At 69.5% G+C, this 21,412-nt stretch carries 19 protein-coding genes; 11 read left to right on the top strand and 8 right to left on the bottom strand.

Features of this window, described 5'->3' with window-relative positions; genetic code table 11:
• The first annotated feature begins 121 nt into the window (after positions 1–121).
• Positions 122–919 carry a TatD family hydrolase gene (locus tag ACW5E8_RS09710; RefSeq protein WP_456965332.1) on the top strand — a complete coding sequence of 266 codons (798 nt, stop codon included), beginning with the start codon at positions 122–124 and terminating at the stop codon, positions 917–919.
• Here the strand turns inward: ACW5E8_RS09710 and ACW5E8_RS09705 are convergent.
• The 3 genes from ACW5E8_RS09705 to ACW5E8_RS09695 form a co-directional block, all read right to left on the bottom strand.
• Positions 916–2,475, bottom strand: coding sequence for an OmpA family protein (locus ACW5E8_RS09705; protein WP_456965331.1), 1,560 nt, complete (start codon positions 2,473–2,475; stop codon positions 916–918). The genes ACW5E8_RS09710 and ACW5E8_RS09705 overlap by 4 nt on opposite strands.
• A gap of 70 nt (positions 2,476–2,545) precedes the next feature.
• On the bottom strand, positions 2,546–3,361 hold the full coding sequence (locus ACW5E8_RS09700) for an ABC transporter permease (RefSeq protein WP_456965330.1): 816 nt from the start codon (positions 3,359–3,361) through the stop codon (positions 2,546–2,548).
• On the bottom strand, positions 3,358–4,326 hold the full coding sequence (locus ACW5E8_RS09695; protein ID WP_456965329.1) for an ABC transporter ATP-binding protein: 969 nt from the start codon (positions 4,324–4,326) through the stop codon (positions 3,358–3,360). Before ACW5E8_RS09695 ends, ACW5E8_RS09700 begins: the two co-directional genes overlap by 4 nt.
• 69 nt (positions 4,327–4,395) lie before the next feature.
• Between ACW5E8_RS09695 and ACW5E8_RS09690 the strand changes: the two genes are divergently transcribed.
• From ACW5E8_RS09690 to ACW5E8_RS09670, 5 genes are read left to right on the top strand one after another with little or no spacing between them, the layout of a single operon-like run.
• A complete protein-coding gene (locus ACW5E8_RS09690; protein WP_456965328.1) occupies positions 4,396–5,172 on the top strand; it encodes a ferredoxin--NADP reductase in 777 nt (258 codons plus the stop codon).
• Positions 5,173–5,190: 18 nt separating this feature from the next.
• Positions 5,191–5,379 carry a helix-turn-helix transcriptional regulator gene (locus tag ACW5E8_RS09685; protein WP_456965727.1) on the top strand — a complete coding sequence of 63 codons (189 nt, stop codon included), beginning with the start codon at positions 5,191–5,193 and terminating at the stop codon, positions 5,377–5,379.
• The gene (locus ACW5E8_RS09680) at positions 5,376–6,890 is read left to right on the top strand and encodes an alpha/beta hydrolase (RefSeq protein ID WP_456965327.1); all 1,515 of its coding nucleotides are present in this window, start codon (positions 5,376–5,378) and stop codon (positions 6,888–6,890) included. Before ACW5E8_RS09685 ends, ACW5E8_RS09680 begins: the two co-directional genes overlap by 4 nt.
• Before the next feature lies 1 nt (position 6,891).
• Positions 6,892–7,638, top strand: a complete 747-nt coding sequence (locus tag ACW5E8_RS09675) for an ABC transporter ATP-binding protein (protein ID WP_456965326.1) — start codon at positions 6,892–6,894, stop codon at positions 7,636–7,638.
• On the top strand, positions 7,635–8,816 hold the full coding sequence (locus ACW5E8_RS09670; RefSeq protein WP_456965325.1) for an ABC transporter permease: 1,182 nt from the start codon (positions 7,635–7,637) through the stop codon (positions 8,814–8,816). Before ACW5E8_RS09675 ends, ACW5E8_RS09670 begins: the two co-directional genes overlap by 4 nt.
• A 73-nt stretch (positions 8,817–8,889) precedes the next feature.
• Here the strand turns inward: ACW5E8_RS09670 and ACW5E8_RS09665 are convergent, their stop codons facing one another.
• The 5 genes from ACW5E8_RS09665 to rpmH all read right to left on the bottom strand — a co-directional run bounded on the left by ACW5E8_RS09665 (position 8,890) and on the right by rpmH (position 13,739).
• Positions 8,890–9,921, bottom strand: coding sequence for a TonB family protein (locus tag ACW5E8_RS09665; RefSeq protein ID WP_456965324.1), 1,032 nt, complete (start codon positions 9,919–9,921; stop codon positions 8,890–8,892).
• A 104-nt stretch (positions 9,922–10,025) separates the two neighbouring features.
• Positions 10,026–11,360: a tRNA uridine-5-carboxymethylaminomethyl(34) synthesis GTPase MnmE gene (gene mnmE, locus ACW5E8_RS09660; RefSeq protein WP_456965323.1), complete on the bottom strand. Its 1,335-nt coding sequence runs from the start codon at positions 11,358–11,360 to the stop codon at positions 10,026–10,028.
• 18 nt (positions 11,361–11,378) lie between these two features.
• Complete coding sequence (gene yidC, locus ACW5E8_RS09655; RefSeq protein WP_456965322.1) at positions 11,379–13,118, bottom strand: membrane protein insertase YidC; 1,740 nt, start codon at positions 13,116–13,118, stop codon at positions 11,379–11,381.
• Positions 13,119–13,131: 13 nt separating this feature from the next.
• Positions 13,132–13,548, bottom strand: coding sequence for a ribonuclease P protein component (gene rnpA / locus ACW5E8_RS09650; RefSeq protein WP_456965321.1), 417 nt, complete (start codon positions 13,546–13,548; stop codon positions 13,132–13,134).
• Positions 13,549–13,598: 50 nt separating this feature from the next.
• The gene (gene rpmH, locus ACW5E8_RS09645; RefSeq protein ID WP_027083663.1) at positions 13,599–13,739 is read right to left on the bottom strand and encodes a 50S ribosomal protein L34; all 141 of its coding nucleotides are present in this window, start codon (positions 13,737–13,739) and stop codon (positions 13,599–13,601) included.
• A gap of 217 nt (positions 13,740–13,956) precedes the next feature.
• Here rpmH and dnaA point away from each other — a divergent pair, with 217 nt between their 5' ends.
• From dnaA to ACW5E8_RS09620, 5 genes are all read left to right on the top strand, one after another.
• Positions 13,957–15,291 carry a chromosomal replication initiator protein DnaA gene (gene dnaA, locus ACW5E8_RS09640; RefSeq protein WP_456965320.1) on the top strand — a complete coding sequence of 445 codons (1,335 nt, stop codon included), beginning with the start codon at positions 13,957–13,959 and terminating at the stop codon, positions 15,289–15,291.
• A 257-nt stretch (positions 15,292–15,548) separates the two neighbouring features.
• The gene (gene dnaN / locus ACW5E8_RS09635) at positions 15,549–16,649 is read left to right on the top strand and encodes a DNA polymerase III subunit beta (RefSeq protein WP_456965319.1); all 1,101 of its coding nucleotides are present in this window, start codon (positions 15,549–15,551) and stop codon (positions 16,647–16,649) included.
• Positions 16,650–16,722: 73 nt separating this feature from the next.
• On the top strand, positions 16,723–17,799 hold the full coding sequence (gene recF, locus ACW5E8_RS09630; protein WP_456965318.1) for a DNA replication/repair protein RecF: 1,077 nt from the start codon (positions 16,723–16,725) through the stop codon (positions 17,797–17,799).
• Positions 17,800–17,996: 197 nt separating this feature from the next.
• Positions 17,997–20,447, top strand: a complete 2,451-nt coding sequence (gene gyrB / locus ACW5E8_RS09625) for a DNA topoisomerase (ATP-hydrolyzing) subunit B (RefSeq protein WP_456965317.1) — start codon at positions 17,997–17,999, stop codon at positions 20,445–20,447.
• Positions 20,448–20,521: 74 nt separating this feature from the next.
• Positions 20,522–21,331, top strand: a complete 810-nt coding sequence (locus ACW5E8_RS09620; RefSeq protein ID WP_456965726.1) for a M48 family metallopeptidase — start codon at positions 20,522–20,524, stop codon at positions 21,329–21,331.
• Positions 21,332–21,412: the final 81 nt, after the last annotated feature.

Raw genomic sequence — 21,412 nt, 5'->3', positions numbered from 1 at the left:
CCCGCCCCCCGCACAGCGGCGTGCTCCGCCACGGAGCCGGGAATCCACGGCCCCTGCTTTCGACCCCACACAGCAGCACCGTCAACAAGTCACCCGATCCTCCTCCGCCTACAATGCCTCCATGCAACTGATCGACATCGGCGCCAACCTCACCCACGACAGCTTCGACCACGACCGCGACCAGGTCATGGCGCGCGCCCGCAGCGCCGGCGTCGTGCAGATGGTCGTCACCGGCGCCAGCCGCGAACACTCCCCGATGGCGCTGGAACTCGCCCGCGCCCACCCTGGCGAACTCTTCGCCACCGCCGGCGTCCATCCCCACCACGCCACCGACTACACCGCCGAATGCGACGCCGAGATGCGGGCGCTGCTTGCGCATCCTGAAGTCGTGGCCGTGGGCGAAACCGGCCTCGACTATTTCCGCGATTTCTCGCCGCGCCCCGCCCAGCGCAAGGCCTTCGAGCGCCAGCTCGAGATCGCGGTCGACACCGGCAAGCCGCTGTTCCTGCACCAGCGCGACGCCCACGCCGATTTCGTCGCGATCATGAAGGACTTCGAAGGCCGCATCGGCCCCGCGGTGGTGCACTGCTTCACCGGCAGCCGCGCGGAACTGTTCGACTGCATCGACCGCGACTGGCACATCGGCATCACCGGCTGGCTGTGCGACGAGCGCCGCGGCCAGCACCTGCGCGAGATCGTCGCCAACATCCCCGCCAACCGCCTGATGGTGGAAACCGACGCGCCCTACCTGCTGCCGCGCTCGCTCAAGCCGATGCCGAAGGACCGCCGCAACGAGCCGATGCACCTCGGGCACATCGTCGAGGAGCTCGCGCGCGACCGCGGCGAGGACGTCGCGGTGGCCGCGGCGAACGCCACGGCCACCACGCGCGCGTTCTTCAGGCTGCCGGCCCCCCGCTAGCGGCGCACCAGCTCCACGCGCCGGTTTGCGGCGCGGCCGTCGTCGGTGCCGTTGTCAGCCACCGGGTTCGCGGTGCCGAAGCCGCGCGCCTCGAGCCGGTCGGCGGCAATGCCGGCCTCCACCAGCGCTGCCACCACTGCCGCCGCACGCGCCTCGGACAGCGCCTGGTTGCGCGCCGCATCGCCGGTGTTGTCGGTGTGGCCGTCGACGTGCAGGCGCAGCGCATCGCTGCCTTCAAGCAGCGCGACCACCTGCTCCACCTGCGGCTGCGAGGCGGGCAGGATGTCGGCCTTGTCGACCGCGAAGTGCACCTGGATCGCGACCCGGCCATCGGCCTCGATCTTCGCCCGCAGGTCGTCGGCCGGCAGCAGCGTCGAGGTCGGCACCAGGGCGCGCTCGCGCACCACGATCAGGCCGGCGAAGTGGCGGCTGGTGCAGGCGCGCACCCAGACGTTGCCGTCGTCGCGGCGCAGGACGTACACCTCGACCGGGTTCATCACCAGGCACTTGGCTTCGGCCGGGTACTCGCGCATCACCGCCTGCACCGCCTTGTCCTGGCGCGCGCCCGCCGGCTCCTCGCCGCTGTGCACCTTCACCCCGCCGGCCGCGGTCACCACGTGCTCGATGTTGCGCGCGACCTCGGTCGCGGAGAAGTCCTTGCCCGCATCGCGCTCCACGCGCATGCCGGCCGCATAGACCTGCCCTTCGACCGTCTCGAAGCGGTCGCCGACCCAGAACGCCGCCTGGCCATGGTCCAGTCGGCGGCTCTGCCGCGGCGTTTCGCGGTAGCCGTCGGGAATGGAGAAGTACGGAAACGCGCCCAGGGCCACGGTCGACGCCGGCAGCGCGGCGATATCGAAGCCGCCCGCCTCGCCCCCGGAAGCGGCGCCGTCGGCGGGCAGCAGCCCGGCACTGGCGGCGAAGTCCGCGCTCTCGCTGATGGCCAGGCTGCCACCGGCGCTGTAGGTGTTGAGGTGGATCCAGATGTTGCGGTCGGGCCGACGCACCAAGAACACGGTGCTCGGCCGGTTGCCAATGCCGCCGAGGCCGGTGTTGTGCCGGACCATGACGTCTTCGCCCAGGGATTTCACCGCCTCCGCCGGCACGCGGCCTTCGAACACCTTGACGCCGCCGGCCTGCGCCACCACGTGCTCGAGGTTGCGGCGCACTTCCAGCTCCGACATCTGCTTGCCGGGTTCGGTGCCGATGAACGTCGCCCAGGTCGGACCCTCGACCCATTCGAAGCGGTCACCGACCCAGTACGGGAAGCGGTCGAAGTCGCTGGTCTCCGGTCCGTTCGCGCGGTAGCCGGCCGGCAGGCCGATGTACGGGAACGCGCCCAGTGCAAGGGTCGACACCGGGACTGTTTCGATGTCGAACCCGGCGGCCCCGGCGTCACCGTCCTGCTCTGCGACCGCGTCTGCGGGCTGTGCCTGCGCCTGCTGCGCGGAGTCCGCGGCCGTGGCGCCGTCGGCGGACCGGTCGCACGCGGTCGCGGCGAGCGCGAGCATCGCGAACAGCAGGGTGGTGCGGGTGGTGCGGCTGGTTCCCTTCATGGCGATCTCCCTGATGGTGGTCTTGCCGCGCGCGGCAGCGGGCAAACCTACCAGATCGCGTCGCCGGATCTCAGCTGCGCAGGCCCACGCCCCGCTTCAGCAGCGACAGGCTGAGCGCGCCCAGCGCCGCCACGAAGCCCAGCATCAGCGCGTACGCCACCCACAGCGGCACGTCGCCGCGCCCGAGCAGGCCGTACCGGAACGCGTTGACCATGTAGAAGATCGGATTGGCGTAGGTGAGCTTTTCCGCCCAGCCCGGGAGCAGCGTGACCGAATAGAACACGCCGCCCAGGTAGGTCAGCGGGGTGAGGATGAAGATCGGCACGATGGCGACGTCGTCGAACTTCTTCGCGAACATCGCGTTGACGAAGCCGGCCAGCGAGAAGATCGTCGCGCCCAGCAGCACCGTCGACAGCGTCACCCACGGGTGCGGGATGCGCACGGTGGTGAACAGCATCGCGATGCAGAGCACGATCACGCCCACCATCAGCCCGCGCAGCACGGCGCCTGCGACGTAGCCGCCCAGGATCACCCACGGCGGCATCGGGCTGACCAGCAGCTCCTCGACGTGGCGGCCGAACTTGGCGCCGAAGAACGAGGACGAGATGTTGCCGTAGCTGTTCTGGATCACGCTCATCATCACCAGGCCCGGGACGATGAAGTCCATGTAGGTGATGCCGTCCATGGTCCCGATGCGGCTGCCGATGAGGCCACCGAAGATCAGGAAGTACAGCGTCATGGTGATCGCCGGCGGCACCAGGGTCTGGCTCCAGATGCGCAGGATGCGCATGATTTCGCGGCGGGCGACGGTGCCCAGGGCCACGAGGTTCGAACGGAGCACGGATGCCTCCTCGGCAGCAGCGGGCGTGGGGGTGGTGGCACTCATGCCGCCTTCCCCGTCGCCGCGGCGTCGGCAGCCGCGCCGGTATCGCCGGTCATGCGCACGAAGAGTTCCTCCAGGCGATTGGTCTTGTTGCGCATCGAACGCACGCGGATGCCCGCGGCATCAAGCGATGCGAAGACGCGGTTGAGGTCCATCGCGCGCGGCATGTCGACGTCGAGCGTGTGCGCGTCCACGACGCGCACCTCGGCGCCGGGGATCTCCGGCAGCGCCTCCGGCAAGGCATCCTCGACGTCGAGCAGGAAGCCTTCCACGTCGAGCTTGGACAGCAGCGAGCGCATCGGGCCGGACTCGACGATGCGCCCGTGGTCGATGATGGCCAGGTTGCGACAGAGGTTCTCGGCCTCTTCCAGGTAGTGCGTGGTGAGGATGATCGTGGTGCCCGCGGCGTTGATCTGGCGCAGCGTCTGCCACATGCCGCGGCGGATCTCGATGTCGACGCCGGCGGTGGGTTCGTCGAGGATCAGCAGCCGCGGCCGGGTCATCATGGCGCGGGCGATCATCAGCCGGCGCTTCATGCCGCCCGACAGCGTGCGGCTCATCATGTGCGCCTTGTCCCACAGCTGCGCCGAGCGCAGTTCAGCCTCGGCGCGCACGACCGCCTCGGCGCGGGGGATGCCGTAGAAGCCGGCGTAGTTGACGAGGATGTCGAGCGGCTTCTCGAACATGTTGAAGTTGATTTCCTGCGGCACCAGGCCGAGCAGGCGCATCGCGCGGTCGCGCTCGGCGTGGAGGTCGACGTCGAACACGCGCACCTCGCCCGCGGTCTTGTTGACCAGCGAGGAGACGATCCCGATCAGGGTCGACTTGCCGGCGCCGTTGGGACCGAGCAGCGCGTAGAAATCGCCGGGAACGACCTCGAGCGAGACGCCCTTGAGGGCCTCGACGCCGTTGTCGTAGGTCTTGCGCAGGTCCCGGACCGAGAGCGCGGCGGGCATGGCCTGGTTCATCGGTGCTCCTTGCCGCGGGGGGTCGCGGCGGAGCGGTATTATAGGAGTCCCTTGGGCCGTGGCCCGGCAATGGTCCGTTCCAACGTGCCCGCACACTTCCCCCTCAAGCTCGTTTCGCGCCGCATGCTGGCGCCCACCGTCGCCCACCTCGCCTTCTCCCGCGACGACGGCCTGCCGCTGGACTACATCCCGGGCCAGTTCCTGCAGGTGCACTTCGAGTACGGCGACGGCACCGCCACCAAGCGCAGCTATTCGCTGGCCACCATCCACGACCACGCCACGGGCCCGGGCGAGCTGGTCGAGATCGCGGTGAGCTACGTGCCCGGCGGCGCCGCCACGTCGCTGTTCGAAACACTCGAGATCGGTGGCACCGTTCAGGCCAGCGGGCCCTTCGGCCGCTTCTGCCTGCAGGCCGGCGACGACAACCGCCGCTACCTGCTGGTCGGCACCGGCACCGGGGTGACCCCGTACCGGGCGATGCTGCCCCTGCTTGAAAAGGCCATGGCCGGACGCGGCATCGAGGTCGTGCTGCTGTTCGGGGCGCGCACGCCCGAAGAACTGCTCTATGGCGACGAGTTCCGTGCGTTCGCGGAAGCCCATGCCGGCTTCCGCTTCGTGCCCTGCTTCTCGCGCGGGCTCCCCGCTCCGGGTACGGCCCAGGACCACCCGGACGTGCGCCATGGTTACGTACAGCAGTTCCTGGGCGAGTTCGCGCCGTCCGCCGAAGGCGACATCGCCTATCTGTGCGGCAACCCGGACATGGTCGACGCCTGTTTCGAAGCGCTGAAGGAACATGGCCTGCCCATCCCGCGTATCCGCCGCGAGAAGTACGTCAGCAGCAAGTAGCGGCCGTGGGGTGCGAAGCTGTCGGGACACATGGAACCCCGGAATTGGTCACAGGCGCAGCTCGGCGATCGTCTGGATGTCTCCAGGCAGACGGTGAACGCCATCGGGACCGGGAAGTACGACCCGAGCCTGCCGCTCGCCTTCCGCATCGCGCGCCTGTCCGGCGCGTCCATCGAATCCATTGTCCAACCGGGGAACGACGCATGAAGACACACCGGACATCCATCGCCAGCGTGCTCGCTGCCGCGCTGGCTGCCACGCTCGCGGGCTGCAGCCCGCCCGGAAGCGCCAAGGGTGCCGACGACGACGGCCAGCTGCGCCTGGGCGACATCGCGTTCGAGTCCTGCTCCCTGAGCGCGGTCGGCGCGCGGGCGGTCGAGGCGCAATGCGCGCGCCTGGCCGTGCCCGAAGACCACGATGCGCCCGACGGCCGCCAGATCGAACTGGCGATCGCCGTGTTGCCCGCGAAGACCCAGGCCGAACCCGATCCCGTGGTCATGATCGCCGGTGGCCCGGGACAGTCGGCGCTGGAGTCCTACCCCATGGTCGCGGCCGCCTTCGCGGATGTGCGTCGCAGCCGCAACGTGCTGCTGGTCGACGCCCGCGGCACCGGCGGTTCGCATCCGCTGCACTGCAAGGACGAGGAGGGCGACAACGCGTTCGGCAGCGACGCGCCGACGCCCGAAGCCATGCGCGCATTCACCGAGCGCTGTCGGGATGCACTGGGGACCGGCACCGACCTGCGCCGCTACGGCACCATGGACCACGTCCGGGACCTCGAGCTGGTGCGCAAGGCGATCGGGGCGCCGCAGCTCAACCTGGTTGGCGTGTCCTATGGCACGCGCGTGGCGCAGCAGTTCGCGAAAGCGTTCCCGCAGGCCACGCGCAGCGTCGTGCTCGATGGCGTGGCTCCCAACGCCATGGTGCTGGGGCAGGACCACGCACGCAACCTGGAGCAGGCGCTACAGGCGCACTTCGCGCGCTGCCGCGACGAGCCCGCCTGCGCCGGCAACCTCGGTGATCCCGCGGAGCAGCTGCCCGCCGTGCGCGCCGCGCTCGAAGCCGGCGACCTGGCCGCGGTCCGCTACCGCGACCCGGTCAGCGGCGAATGGCTGGAGGAGACGCCGGACTTCGGCCGCCTCGCCATCCTGTTGCGGATGTTCTCCTACCAGCCCACCACCGCTTCCACCCTGCCGCTGCTGCTGCACGACGCCGCGCAGGGCCACTACGCACCGATGCTGGCGCAGTCACGGATGATCATGGGCTCGCTCGGCGACCAGATGGCCCACGGCATGCAGCTGTCGGTGATCTGTACCGAAGACGCGGCCGACATGGCGATCGACCCGGACGACGTCGGCAGCGTGCTCGGCACCGACATGGTGGCGCTGCTCAAGGCGCAGTGCGAAGCCTGGCCGACGGCGCCGCGCGCGGACGGCTTCCGCGATCCGCTCACCGGCGACGTGCCGGTGCTGGCGATCAGCGGCGAGTTCGATCCCGTCACCCCGCCGCGCTACGGCGACGAGATCGTCGCCCACCTGCCCCGTGGCCGCCATCTGGTCGCGCCCGGCCAGGGCCACAACGTGATCGGCGCCGGCTGCATGCCGAAGCTGTTCGCGCAGTTCGTCGAGCGCGCCGACGCCGCCGACATCGATGCAAGTTGCCTCGACCGGCTCGCGCCGGCACCGCCGTTCGCCGGCTATTACGGTTGGGAGCCCTGAGATGATCGAAGTCCACGATCTGCACAAGACCTTCAAGGCCAAGTCCGGACCGGTGCACGCTGTGCGCGGCGTCGGCTTCACCGCCCGCGACGGCGAGATCACCGGCCTGCTCGGCCCCAACGGCGCCGGCAAGACCACCACCCTGCGCATGCTCTACACGCTGATGTCGCCCGAGCGCGGCACGGTGCGCGTCGACGGCCTGGATGCACAGCGCGATGCCACGCAGGTGCGCCGCCGGCTGGGCGTGCTGCCCGACGCGCGCGGCGTCTACAAGCGCCTGACCGCACGCGAGAACATCGTCTACTTCGGCCGCCTCTACGGCATGGACGACGCCACCATCGCCGCGCGCATCGAGGAGCTGGCAGGCACGCTGGGCATGGAGGATTTCCTCGACCGCCGCACCGAGGGCTTTTCGCAGGGCCAGCGCACCAAGACCGCGATCGCGCGCGCCCTGGTGCACTCGCCGCGCAACGTGATCCTCGACGAACCCACCAACGGCCTGGACGTGATGACCACGCGCGGCCTGCGCGCCTTCCTGCAGGAGCTGCGGGCGCAGGGCCACTGCGTGATCTTCAGCAGCCACATCATGCAGGAGGTCGCCGCGCTCTGCGATCGCATCGTGATCATCGCCCAGGGCGAAGTTCGCGCGAACGGCACGCCCGATGAACTGCGCGCGCAGTCGGGCGAAGACAACCTGGAGGACGCGTTCGTCCAACTGATCGGCACCGAGGAGGGCCTGTCCGCATGAGTCTCTTCCACAACACGGTGCTGACCGTCGCCCGCAAGGAGCTGCTTGACCTGTTCCGCGACCGGCGCACGGTGCTGCTCGGCCTGCTGATGGGCCCGCTGCTGTTCCCGGTGCTGATCCTGGGCATGGGTTCGATGGCGGAGAAGCGCGCGCGCACCCAGCTCGAGTCGACGCTGGAGCTGCCGGTGATCGGCGCCGAGCACGCGCCCAACCTGGTGCGCCACCTCGGCACACGCGACATCGATGCCATCGACCCGCCCGAGGACGCGGAGCGCGCGCTGCGCGAGCAGGTGCACGACGTGATCCTGCGGATTCCGGCGGAGTTCCCCGAGCAGTGGCGCGAAAGCCGCATGGCCGCGATCGAGCTTCTGTATGACTCCTCGCGCCAGGACTCGCGGATTCCCGTGGAACGCGTGCGCGCGGCACTCGGCGAGTACGGCCAGCAGGTCGGTGCCCTGCGCATGATCAGCCGCGGCATCAGCCCCGAGGCCACGATCGCGGTGATGGTGGCGCAGCGCGACGTGGCCACGCCGGAGTCGCGGCGCGGCATGCTGCTGGCCTTCCTGCCCTACCTGCTGATCTTCAGCGCCTTCGTCGGCGGCGCCTACATGGTGATCGACGTCACCGCCGGCGAGCGCGAGCGGCAGTCGCTGGAACCGCTGTTGGCCACGCCGAGTTCGCGCAGCGCGTTGATGAGCGGCAAGATCCTTGCCGCCACCGCGCTGGGCCTGCTCAGCCAAGTGCTGATCCTGGTCGCGCTGGCGGTCAGTCTGGCGATGGCGCCACGGGCGCTGCAGATGGTGACGATGACGCCGGGCATGCTGGCGATGCTGCTGCTGGTGCTGGCGCCGATCGTCCTGATCGGCTGCACCCTGCTGACCCTGATCTCGGCCAGCGTGAAGTCGGTGAAAGAGGCGCAGAGCTACATGAGCGTGCTCATGCTGCTGCCGATCATCCCCACGGTGGTGTTGATGGTCAGTCCGGTGAAGGAGCAGCTCTGGCAGTTCGCGGTGCCGTTCCTGGCGCAGAACCAGATGGTGCTGAAGCTGGTGCGCAGCGAATGGATTGCGCCGATGGAGTGGCTGGTCTACTTCGCATCGGGCTTCGGACTGGCGCTGGTGCTGTGGTTGATGGCCGCGCGCCTGTACCACCGCGAAAAGCTGGCGATCTCGGCCTGAGGCCGCCGTCTGGCGGAACGGAAAAGCCCGGCCGTGTGGCCGGGCTTTTTCTTTTGTCGCCGGTCGCGTCGTGTCAGCCGCCGCCGGGGTTGAAGGCGATGGTGCGCCGGGTGGTGACCGGCTCGGCGATGGGCTCGAAGCGCCAGCGGCGAACCGCCGCCACTGCCGCACGGTCGAATACCCGCGGCGGATCGGCGCGGACCACGCGGGCATCGCTGATGCTGCCGTCGGGCGCGACGGTGAACTCGACCTGGACTTCGCCCGACTGTCCGGCGCGCAGTGCCTCGGTCGGATAGGTGGGCGCCGGCGTGCTCAGCGGTCGCAGCGTGGGCGCCGCGGGCGGCGTCGTGGACGTCGGGGCCTGCTGGGCCTGGCGCTGCTCCGAGGCGCGCTGTTCGGCCGCACGCCGCTCTGCGGCGACGCGGTCGGCTTCGGCGCGCTCTGCGGCTTCCCGCTCCGCGGTCTGTTGCTGCTCCACCAGCTGGGCCGCCGCCAGGCGCTGCTGCTCGGCCTGGGCGCGCGTGCGCTCCTCGGCAAGCAGGCGCTGGCGCTCGGCTTCCTGCTCGGCGCTCAGTGCCTGCTGGGCCACGCGACGCTGCGTCGCATCGCGCGCGCCGGTGATCGTTTCCTGCAGGCGCGACAGGGCCGGATGGTTGGCGTCCGCGCGCGCGACCAGGGCCGCCAGGCGTCCGGCTTCGTCGAAGTCCTCGCGGTCGCGGGCCTGCTCGGTGGCGATCACCAGCATCGGCATCAGGTCGGTCAGCGCGCTGGCAACAGCGGCATCGCCGGGCGACTTCTCGCGCAGTGCCAGGTAGTACTCCAGCGCGTTGTCGCCGGGCGGCGCGTAGAGCCGGCTTTCGGCATAGGCGGTGCGGCCGCGCTCGCGGAGTTCGTCGGCGCCGAGTTCGGCCAGCGCGTCCGCCTGGGCAGCCACCTGGTCGGCCGCATCGGGCGCGGCTTCGGCGGCCTGCCCGGCGGCAGTGGTGGCGGCATCGCCCGCGGGTGCCGCGGCCTCGTCCTTGCCGCAGGCCGAGATGGCCACGACAAGGGCCGCAACAAGTGCCAGCCGCGGCAGGACCCCGCCCGCGGATGCTTGGTTGTTCACGGACATCTGTTTGTACTCCCCCTGAGTGTGCGGATACGCACGAATGCGTAGGACGCGACACACGGGGCGGTTTGTCAACACCCCGGTGCCGGTTCGCGGCTGCGCTACTTGCCGATGCAGAAGCGCGAAAAGATGTGCCCGAGCAGCGCGTCGGCCCCGATCCGACCGCTGATGTCGCCTAAAGCGTGATGCGCGTCACGCAATGACTCCGCCGCCAGCTCGAGTGCCTCGATGGCCAGCGCAGACGTCGCGGCATCCAGGTGCCGTGCTGCGCGACCCAGTGCATCCACGTGCCGCGCGCGCGCGGTGAACTCGCCGTCACCGGCACCGCCCTCGCCCACCACCAGGGAGCGCAGGCGCGAGTGCAGCGCCGCCATGCCCAGGCCCGTGGAGGCGGATACGCGCAGCTCGCCGGCCGGTGGCGGCGGCGCATCCGGCGGCAGCAGGTCCGACTTGTTGTGCAGCCACAGCACCTGCGGCACGCCGTCGAGCCCCGACGCGACCGCCGCGCGCCCGGCATCCGGATCGCACGCATCGAGCACGACGATCGCCAGGCCCGCGCGCGCCAGCTCGTCGCGCGCGCGGCGCATGCCTTCGCGCTCGATCGCGTCGCCGCCGGCGCGCAGGCCGGCGGTATCGACCAGGGCCAGTTCCGCACCGTCGACGTGCACGGTTTCGCGCAGCAGGTCGCGGGTGGTGCCGGCGACATCGGTGACGATCGCGCGGTCGCTGCCGGCCAAGGCGTTGAGCAGTGAACTCTTGCCGGCATTGGGCGGGCCGACGATCACTGCATGCAGGCCGTCGCGCAGGCGGCGGCCGCGGGTAGCAGCGGCCAGCAGCGTGGCAAGGTCGGCGCGGGCACGCGCGAGGCGCGCGGCCAGTTCCGATCCGCCCAGCGTCTCCAGCGGCTCGTCGGCGAAGTCGATCGCGGCTTCTGCGTGGACGCGCATCGCGACCAGGTCGTCGGCCAGGGCGTTGACCCTGCGCGAGAACTCGCCGTCCAGCGAGCGCCGGGCGGCGCGGGCGGCGGTCAGGTCGCCGGCGGCGACAAGATCGGCCACGGCTTCGGCCTGGGCCAGGTCGAGGCGACCGTTGAGGAAGGCGCGCTCGGTGAACTCGCCCGGCCGCGCCATGCGCGCGCCAAGCGCGCAACAGCGCGCGACCAGGGCCTGCAGCAGCACCGGATTGCCGTGGCCCTGCAGCTCGACCACGTCTTCGCCGGTATAGCTGGCCGGCGCCGCGAACAGCAGCGCGATGCCGTCGTCGATCGGCTCGCCGTCGGCGTCAAGGAAACGGGCGTGGCGCGCGTGCCGCGCCCGCAACCTACGGCCGCAGATCGCGACGGCGATGGTGGGCGCGGCGGGTCCCGACAAGCGGACGATGCCGACCCCGCCACTGCCCGGCGGGGTCGCGACGGCGACGATGGTGTCGGTGGCCATGCTGCCCCCGCCCGCGGATCAGTCGCCGGAGGCGGCGGCCTTCGCCGGCGCGGGCTCCGCGTACTTGCGGATCAGCCACCACTGCTGCGCCAGTCCCAGCGTGCCGTTGGTGACCCAGTAGAGCACCAGGCCCGAGGGGAAGAAGATCATGAAGACACCGAAGATCAGCGGCATCAGCTGCATCATCTTCTGCTGCATCGGATCCATGCCGACCATCGGCGTCAGCTTCTGGGTCGCCCACATCACGGCGATGTTGAGCACCGGCAGGATGAACAACGGATCGCGCGCGGTCAGGTCCTGGATCCAGCCCATCCATGGCGCATGGCGCAGCTCCACCGACTCCAGCAGCACCCAGTACAGCGCCAGCCAGATCGGCATCTGCAGCAGCACCGGCAGGCAGCCGCCGACGGGATTGATCTTCTCTTTCTTGTACAGCTCCATCATGGCGACCTGGAACTTCTGCTTGTCGTCGCCGTAGCGCTCCTTGAGCTGCTGGATGCGCGGCTGGAAGCGGCGCATCTTTGCCATCGACTGGTACTGCGCCTTCGACAGCGGATACATGATGGCCTTCACCACCACCACCAGGCCGATGATCGACCAGCCCCAGTTCTGGAACAGGCCGTGGAGCTTGTTGAGGATCCAGAACAGGCCTTCGCCGAGGAACGCGAACAGCGCGAAGCGGCTGTAGTCCACCGCGCGGTCCAGCCCGGGGACCTGCTGCGCCTTGATCTGGTCGACCAGCTTCGGGCCCACCCACAGGCGCGCGCTGATGCTGCCTTCGTCGCCGGGCGCCACCGCAAGGCCCGGACCCATCTCGCGGATCAGGTACTGGGGCGCGCCGCCGGCACCAGTGGTGGTTTGCAGCGAAACGACGACCTCGTCATGCGGCCGGGGGATCCAGGCGCTGAAGAAATGGTGCTGGAGCATGGCCACCCAGCCGCCGGTCTGGCGCGCGTTGACTGGGCCTTCGTCGTCGAACTTCGCGTAGCGCACGCGCTGGTAGCCCTCGCCCGGGCTGAACCAGGTGGCGCCGTACAGGCTGAAAGACTCGGGGTTGGTCCAGCCGGTCTTGAGCACAGGCGGCAGCCGCGTCAGCTGGCGGTAGGCGTGGCCCTGCCAGAGCGTCTGGCTCTTGTTGTAGACCGTGTCGAGCACCTCGATGGCGTAGCTGCCGCGCGTGAACACGTAGCTGCGGCGGATGCTGACGCCATCGGGGCCGTGCCACACGAAGGGAACCTCGAGCGTGTCGGCACCTGCGTCCAGCACGTAGTCGGTGCCCGGCGATTCCGGCACGAAACCGGCCTCGTGGCTGGGCGCGGCGCTGGTCGCGCTGACCCAGCCGCTCTGCGCGGCGTAGAAGCTTCCCGGCGCGTCATCGAACAGGCGCACCGGCGGGCTGCCCTCGTCGCGGGTCTGCGGGAACAGCAGCAGGTCGGCGCGCGCGACGGCACCACCGCGCAGCGCAAGGTCGAGGACGTCGGTGCGGACACGGACCAGCCCGGCGGTCGCGGCCGGTGCGGCGGATGCGGACACGCCGGGCACGGCGGCCACCGACGGTGCCTGCGGCACGGCACCCGGCACGGTGGCAGGTGCGTCGACGACGCCCGGGGCGCCGGGGATCGCAGCCGCGGGGTCTGCTGCCGTGGCGGCGGCCACGGCTTCGGACTGCGGTGCCCGCTGTTCCTTGCCCCACTCCATCCACAGCAGGGTCGCCACCATCAGCCAGGCGAAGATCAGGAAGGTACGGGTCTGGTTCATCGGACGGGCATGCTCATTCGCCGGCGGAACGCGGCGTCGGGACGGGAACGGGGGAAGCGGCGGGCATTGTGCCGCTCAGGTCGGGCGCGGGCAACGCGCCGGCGCGGCGCAGGGCATCGTGGAAGGCGGCGCGCAGCTCGACGCGGCTGGCCTTGGCGGCCGCGGCGCGCGCAACGACCACATAGGCGGCATCCGGCAGCCCGGCGCGCAGGACGCGGAACTCTTCGCGCAGCGCACGCTTGATGCGGTTGCGACCGACGGCGCGGCGGTCGACCTTGCGCGAAACCGCCAGGCCCAGGCGCGGCGGCTGGCCGTCGCGGTGGTAATGCAGGGCCAGCAGCGGCGTGCCGGTGCGGCGGCCTTCGCCGAAGACGCGGTCGAACTCCGCGCGCACGCGAACGCGCGCTTGGCGTGGCAAGCGGCGGTCCATGGGGCTTGGGATCGCGGCGGGGCGGCCGTCAGGGGGGCCGCCCGCGGTCATCAGGCGGTGAGGCGCTTGCGGCCCTTGGCGCGGCGGCGGGCAAGGATCTTGCGGCCGTCGGCGGTCGCCATGCGGGCACGGAAACCGTGGTCGCGCTTGCGCTTGAGGTTGCTGGGTTGGTAGGTGCGCTTGGTGGCCATGGGATGCTCGAGCGTGACGCAGCGGAAAGAACCGGAGATTCTATGCCGCGACCGTCGCCCGGTCAAATACCCGGGGCGGGCGCGGCCCACGCGACGACCGCCGGCGCGCAGGCCCCGGGGCGCGATGGTAGGCTGGCTGCCCCCTCTTCCACCGCCCGCCGCACGTGGCCCGCCGCGTCGCGCGGCCGGTCCCGCTGTCGGTATGTCGAACGTACACATGGATGCCTGGCCCCGCTGCCTCGAACGCCTGGAAGCCGAATTCCCGGCCGAGGACGTCCACACCTGGCTGCGACCCCTGCAGGCCGCGCGCCGCAATGATGCGACCGTGCTGTACGCGCCCAATGCGTTCGTGCGCGACGCGGTGCACGAGCGCTACATGCCGCGGATCCGGGAGCTGCTGGGCTTCTTCGGCGGCAACGGCGACGTGTCGCTGGAGATCGGCTCCCTGCCCCGCGTCGCCGAACCGGTGCGTGCATCGGCCACGGCCGCGGCCACCGCCGCGAGCGCGGCCGCCGGCGCCGCCGCCTTCCACGGCAACCTCGACAACCATTACACCTTCGACAATTTCGTCGAGGGCCGCAGCAACCAGCTCGGCCGCGCCGCCGCGTGGCAGGCCGCGCAGAAGCCGGGCGAGCGCGCCCACAACCCGCTGCTGCTGTACGGAGGCACGGGACTGGGCAAGACCCACCTGATGTTTGCCGCCGGCAACGAGATGCGCCGGAACAATCCGTCGGCACGCGTGCTGTACATGCGCTCCAACGACTTCTACAGCGCCTTCTTCCGCTCGTTGCAGGAACGCACCGCCGACCAGTTCAAGCGCCAGTTCCAACAGCTCGACGCGCTCCTGATCGACGACATCCAGTTCTTCGCCGGCAAGGACCGCACCCAGGAAGAGTTCTTCCACACCTTCAACGCGCTGTTCGAAGGCCGGCAGCAGATCATCATGACCTGCGACCGCTTCCCGCGCGAAGTCGAAGGCCTGGAACCGCGCTTGAAGTCGCGCCTGGCCTGGGGCCTGCCAGTGGCGATCGACCCGCCCGACTTCGAGACCCGTGCGGCGATCGTGCTGGCCAAGGCCCGCGAGCGTGGCGTCCATATCCCAGAAGACGTGGCGTTCCTGCTGGCCAAGAAGATGCCGTCGAACGTGCGCGACCTCGAGGGGGCGCTGAACACGCTGTCGGCCCAGGCCAACTTCACCGGTCGCGCGATCACGCAGGAATTCGCCCAGGAAACCCTGCGCGACCTGCTGCGCGCCCAGCAGGCGGCGATCAGCATCGCCAATATCCAGAAGACCGTGGCAGACTACTACGGACTCCAGATGAAGGATCTGCTGGGCAAGAAGCGCACGCGTTCGCTGGCTCGTCCGCGCCAGATGGCGATGGCGCTGGCCAAGGAACTCACCGAGCACAGCCTGCCGGAGATCGGTGACGCCTTCGCGGGTCGGGACCACACCACGGTCCTGCACGCCTGTCGTCAGATCCGCACCCTCTCGCAGACCGATGGAAAGCTTCGCGAGGACTGGGACAAGCTCATCCGCAAGCTCAGCGAATGAGCCCGGGACGGCGGGCCAGGGAGCCGGTGTACAGGCAGGGGGCAAGCTGTGGACAAGTTCGAGGCTGCGGCAGGGGCCCAAAGTTGTCCACAGCTTGTCCGCATTGGCGGCAGGATGTTGTCCACGGGGTTGTAGCGCAATTAAACCGTTATTAGTCAGGTAGTTGGATGAGTTCTCAACCGTTTTAGCGGACTCCACCACCACCGCATTTAAGTATTTATCCTATTCAAGAGCTAGGGCAAGGGGACACCACCGGCATGCGTTTCAGTCTGCAGCGAGAAGCCTTCCTCAAGCCGTTGGCGCAGGTCGTCAACGTGGTCGAACGCCGGCAGACGCTGCCGGTGCTCGCAAACCTGCTGGCACTGGTGCAGGACGGCCAGCTGTCGCTGACGGGCACCGACCTGGAAGTCGAGATGATCGCGCGCTGCGCGGTCGACGACGCCCAGGACGGCGAAGTCACGATTCCGGCCCGGAAGCTGTTCGACATCGTTCGTGCCCTGCCCGATGGCAGCAAGGTCACCGTCAGCCAGTCCGGCGACAAGATCACCGTGCAGGCCGGGCGCAGCCGCTTCACCCTGGCGAGCCTGCCGGCCAACGACTTCCCGTCGATTGACGAGGTCGAGGCGACCGAGCGGGTCGAGGTGCCGGAAGCAGCGCTCAAGGAGCTGATCGAGCGCACCGCATTCGCGATGGCGCAGCAGGACGTGCGGTATTACCTCAACGGCCTGCTGTTCGACCTCGGCGACCACCGGCTGCGCTGCGTGGCCACCGACGGCCACCGACTGGCATTGTGCGAAGCCGAGCTCAGCGGCAGCAGCCAGTCCAAGCGCCAGATCATCGTGCCGCGCAAGGGCGTGAGCGAGCTCCAGCGCCTGCTCGAGGGCGGCGACCGCGTGCTCGAGCTGGAAATGGGCCGGAACCACATCCGGGTGAAACGCGACGATGTCACCTTCACCAGCAAGCTCATCGACGGGCGCTTCCCCGATTACGAAGCCGTGATCCCGATCGGCGCCGATCGCGAGGTCAAGGTCGACCGCGAGGTGCTGCGCGCGGCCTTGCAGCGCGCGGCGATCCTCTCCAACGAGAAGTACCGCGGCGTACGCATCGAAGTCTCGCCGGGCCAGCTGAAGATCAACGCCCACAACCCGGAGCAGGAAGAGGCGCAGGAAGAGATCGAGGCGGACACTTCCGTCGATGGCTTGGCCGTGGGTTTCAACGTCAACTACCTCCTGGATGCCCTTGGCGCGCTGCGCGACGAAACGGTGGTGCTGGCGCTGCGCGATGCGAACTCCTCGGCGCTGGTCCGCGAGGCCGCCAATGAACGCTCGCGCCACGTCGTGATGCCGCTGCGGCTGTGACCCCTGCAAGGTTCCACGTGGAACACGAACGCCCGGCATTGCCCGGGCGTTCTGCTTTTCCGGGCGCGCTTCAGTGCATCTGACCCGCTTCGATGTGCGCGACCTGCGCAACCTCACGGATATTGCCCTGGAGCCAGGGCCCGGGCTGAACCTGTTCTCCGGGCCCAACGGCGCCGGCAAGACCAGTGTGCTCGAGGGTCTCCACCTGCTGGCCTACGGACGCAGCTTCCGCGGCCGGGTGCGCGACGGTCTGGTGCGTACCGGGCGGGAAGCGGTGGAAGTGTTCGCCGAATGGCGCGTGGCAGGGGAAGAGGGCAGTCACCGTGCCGGTCTCCGCCATTCCGGCGCCGGCTGGGAAGCCCGGCTGGATGGTGAGCCGGTCGGACACCTGGGTGAGCTTTGCGCAGCCTTCATGGTCGTGACCTTCGAGCCCGGCAGCCACGCCTTGGTGTCGGGGGGCGGGGAGCCGCGGCGTCGTTTCGTGGACTGGGGCCTGTTCCACGTGGAACAGGGTTTCCTTCCGCTGTGGCGGCGCTACTCCCGCGCGCTGAAGCAGCGCAACGCCCTGCTGAAGTCGGGGGCCTCCGGAGCGCAGATCTCGGCTTGGGACCAAGAACTGGCCGGATCGGGCGAAGAGCTGACGCGGCGGCGCGCACAGTACCTGGAGCGGTTGCAGGAGCGCCTTGCGCCCGTGGCCGCTGCCCTGGCGCCCACGCTCGGGCAGATGTCCGTGGATTTCGAGCCTGGCTGGCGGCGGTCGAGCCTGTCCCTGGGCGACGCACTGGCGGTCGCCCGCGAGCGCGACCAGGCGCTGGGCCACACGACTGTCGGGCCGCACCGCGCCGACTGGAAGCTGCGGCTGGCGGGGAAAGGGGAGGGAGAAGCGCTTTCGCGCGGGCAGGCCAAGCTCGCGGCCCTGTCCTGTCTGTTTGCGCAGGCCGCGGATTGCGCCGCCGAACGCGACGACTGGCCGGTCATCGCGCTTGATGACTTGGCGTCGGAGCTGGACGTGGTCCATCGCGAGCGGGTGCTGGCGTTCCTGGCGTCGATTCCAGCGCAGGCCTTCATTACCGGGACCGACCCGCTGCAGCTGGGCGCACCGGCCACCATGTTCCACGTGGAACATGGGCAAGTGGTTCCAGTCCAGTGACTTTGTTTCACGTGGAACCACCCGCATCGACTGGGGTGCTCCCGTGGGGTTGGCCTGCCGTGCGGCTTGGTTCAAAGCCCTTGCCAAGGGACGCAAACTGGTATAATGCCCGCCTCAAGCCCCTATAAGTAATGTGTCCTGCGCCGGCCGTGCCGCGTCGGCCATTGCTGGGCGATCCCAATGCCAGAAAGACACAGATGACCGAAGACACCGGCAACACCCCCGAGGCCGCGAACACCGGCTACGACTCCAGCAAGATCACCGTCCTGCGTGGCCTCGAGGCCGTCCGCAAGCGCCCAGGCATGTATATCGGCGACGTGCACGACGGCACCGGTCTGCACCACATGGTGTTCGAGGTTGTCGACAACTCGATCGACGAGGCCCTGGCCGGTCACGCCGACGACGTCAATGTCACGATCCACGAGGATGGCTCGGTCTCTGTGTCGGACAACGGTCGCGGAATCCCGGTGGACATCCACAAGGAAGAGCACATCTCGGCGGCCGAGGTGATCCTTACCGTGCTGCACGCCGGCGGCAAGTTCGACGACAACAGCTACAAGGTCTCCGGCGGCCTGCACGGCGTCGGCGTGTCGGTGGTCAACGCGCTGAGCGAGCACCTGTGGCTCGATATCTGGCGCGACGGCGAGCACCACGTCCAGGAATACTCCCTGGGCGAGCCGCTGTACCCGCTCAAGGTAGTGGGCCCCTCCAACGGCCGCCGCGGCACCACGCTGCGCTTCAAGCCGGCCACGGAGATCTTCAGCGACGTCGAGTTCCACTACGAAGTGCTGGCGCGCCGCCTGCGCGAGCTGTCCTTCCTGAACTCGGGCGTCAAGATCACCCTCAGCGACGAGCGCGGCGAATCGCGCCGCGACGTGTTCCAGTACGAGGGCGGCATCGCATCCTTCGTCGAGCACCTGGCCCAGCTGAAGACGCCGCTGCATCCGAAGGTGATCTCGGTGATCGGCGAGCAGAACGGCATCACCGTCGAGGTCGCGCTGCAGTGGACGGACTCCTACCAGGAGACCATGTTCTGCTTCACCAACAACATCCCGCAGAAGGATGGCGGCACCCACCTGATCGGCTTCCGCGCCGCGCTTACGCGCACGCTCACCAACTACATCGAGCAGAGCGGGATCGCCAAGCAGGCCAAGGTGCAGCTGTCGGGCGACGACATGCGCGAAGGCATGATCGCTGTGCTGTCGGTGAAGGTGCCCGACCCGAGCTTCTCCTCGCAGACCAAGGAAAAGCTGGTCAGCTCCGACGTGCGCCCGGTGGTCGAGCAGACCTTCGGCGCCAAGCTCGAGGCCTTCCTGCAGGAACACCCGAGCGAAGCCAAGGCGATCGCCGGCAAGATCGTCGACGCCGCCCGCGCCCGCGAAGCCGCGCGCAAGGCCCGCGACCTGACCCGCCGCAAGGGCGCGCTGGACATCGCCGGCCTCCCGGGCAAGCTCGCCGACTGCCAGGAGAAGGATCCGGCGCTGTCGGAACTCTTCATCGTCGAGGGTGACTCGGCCGGTGGCTCCGCCAAGCAGGGTCGCAACCGCAAGAACCAGGCGGTGCTGCCGCTGCGCGGCAAGATCCTCAACGTCGAGCGCGCGCGCTTCGACCGCATGCTCGCCTCGGCCGAAGTCGGCACGCTGATCACCGCGCTGGGCACCGGCATCGGCAAGGACGAGTACAACCCGGACAAGCTGCGCTACCACCGCATCATCATCATGACCGACGCCGACGTCGACGGCGCCCACATCCGCACCCTGCTGCTGACCTTCTTCTACCGGCAGATGCCGGAGCTGATCGAGCGCGGCCACATCTATATCGGCTTGCCGCCGCTGTACAAGATCAAGCAGGGCAAGACCGAGATCTACCTGAAGGACGACGCGTCGCTCGACGCCTACCTCGCCGGCAACGCCGTGGAGGGCGCGACCCTGGTCCCGGCCGAGGGCGAACCCGGCATCACCGGCGGCGCGCTGGAGAAGCTGCTGCTGGCCTATGCCGCGGCCCGCGAGACCATCGCCCGCAACGCCTGGCGCTACGACCCCGAGGTGCTCGCCGCGCTGATGAACTTCACCCCGCTCGACGCCGAGGCCCTGGCCGGCAACGTCGACGAGCGCCACGAGCTCGAACTGCTCGAGCAGCGCCTCAACGAAACCGGCCTCGGCAAGCCGCGCTACTCCCTGGAGTTCCAGCCGGCCAACGAGCTCGCCGGCCCCGCGCTGGTGGTACATCGCCGGCACATGGGCGTGGACGCGGTGCAGGTGCTGCCGTTCTCGGCCTTCGAGGGGGGCGAGCTGCGCTCGCTCCGCGACGCCGCCTCGCTGCTCCACGGCCTGGTGCGCAAGGGTGCGCAGATCATGCGTGGCAACCGCGCGCAGCCGGTGACGAGCTTCGCCCAGGCCCAGGCCTGGCTGCTCGAGGAAGCCAAGAAGGGCCGCCAGATCCAGCGCTTCAAGGGCCTGGGTGAAATGAACCCCGAGCAGCTGTGGGACACCACGGTCAATCCTGAAACCCGCCGCCTGCTGCAGGTGACGATCGAAGATGCGGTTGCCGCCGACCAGATCTTCAGTACCCTGATGGGCGACGTGGTCGAACCGCGCCGCGCTTTCATCGAGGACAACGCCCTGAGGGTGTCCAACCTCGACGTCTGACCGGGCCGGTTGACGCCGCCTTCAGGTGGCGGCGTCTACAAAACACGAAGCCCAACCAGGACGCCGCCATGAAGATGCTTCCGCTTGCCGCCGCCGTCGTCGCCACCCTGGCGGTCGCGGCCTGCGCCACCACGACGTCGCCCACGGGCCGCACCCAGTACGTGGGCGCGGTGTCGCAGGAGCAGCTCAACCAGCTTGGCGCCCAGGCCTTCACCGAGCAGAAGGCGACGATGCAGCAGACGGGCAACGCGGCCCAGAAGCGCTACGTCGACTGCGTGGTGCGCGCCGTGGTGGCGCAGCTGCCGGCGGCCCAGCGCCAGATCGCCTGGGAATCGGCGGTGTTCGTCGACGACAACCCCAACGCATTCGCGCTGCCCGGCGGCAAGGTCGGCGTCTATACCGGCATCTTCAGCGTGGCCCGCAACCAGGACCAGCTCGCGGCGGTGATCGCGCACGAGATCGGTCATGTCATCGCCAACCACCACGACGAGCGCATCACCCGCCAGATGGGCGCGCAGGCAGGGTTGGGCGTGGTCGGCGCGCTGGTCGGCTCGCGCTACGGCGAGGGCGCGACCCAGACCACCAACCAGCTGGGTGGCGCCGCGCTGCAGGCGGCGTTTCTCCTGCCTGGTTCCCGCGTGCAGGAGTCCGAGGCCGATGTCGTCGGCCAGCGGCTGATGGCCGAAGCCGGCTTCGACCCGCGCCAGGCGGTCAACCTGTGGCAGAACATGATCTCGGCCAGCAGCGGCAACCGTTCGCCGCAATGGCTGTCGACCCACCCCGACCCCGCCGCACGCATCGGTGAGCTGCAGTCGCGCGCGACGGGTCTCGTGCCGACGTGGGAAGCGGCGCGCAGCGCCGGGCGTCGCCCTGCCTGCGGCTGAACATTGCGCCATCGTCCGATGGTGCGGTCGCGCCACCCGCACCGGTTCTGTTAGCTTTGCATCCCCCGAGCGCGCACCGGC

It is taken from the genome of Luteimonas sp. A649, assembly GCF_054072735.1.
This window is presented reverse-complemented; position numbering and strand designations above follow the sequence as displayed.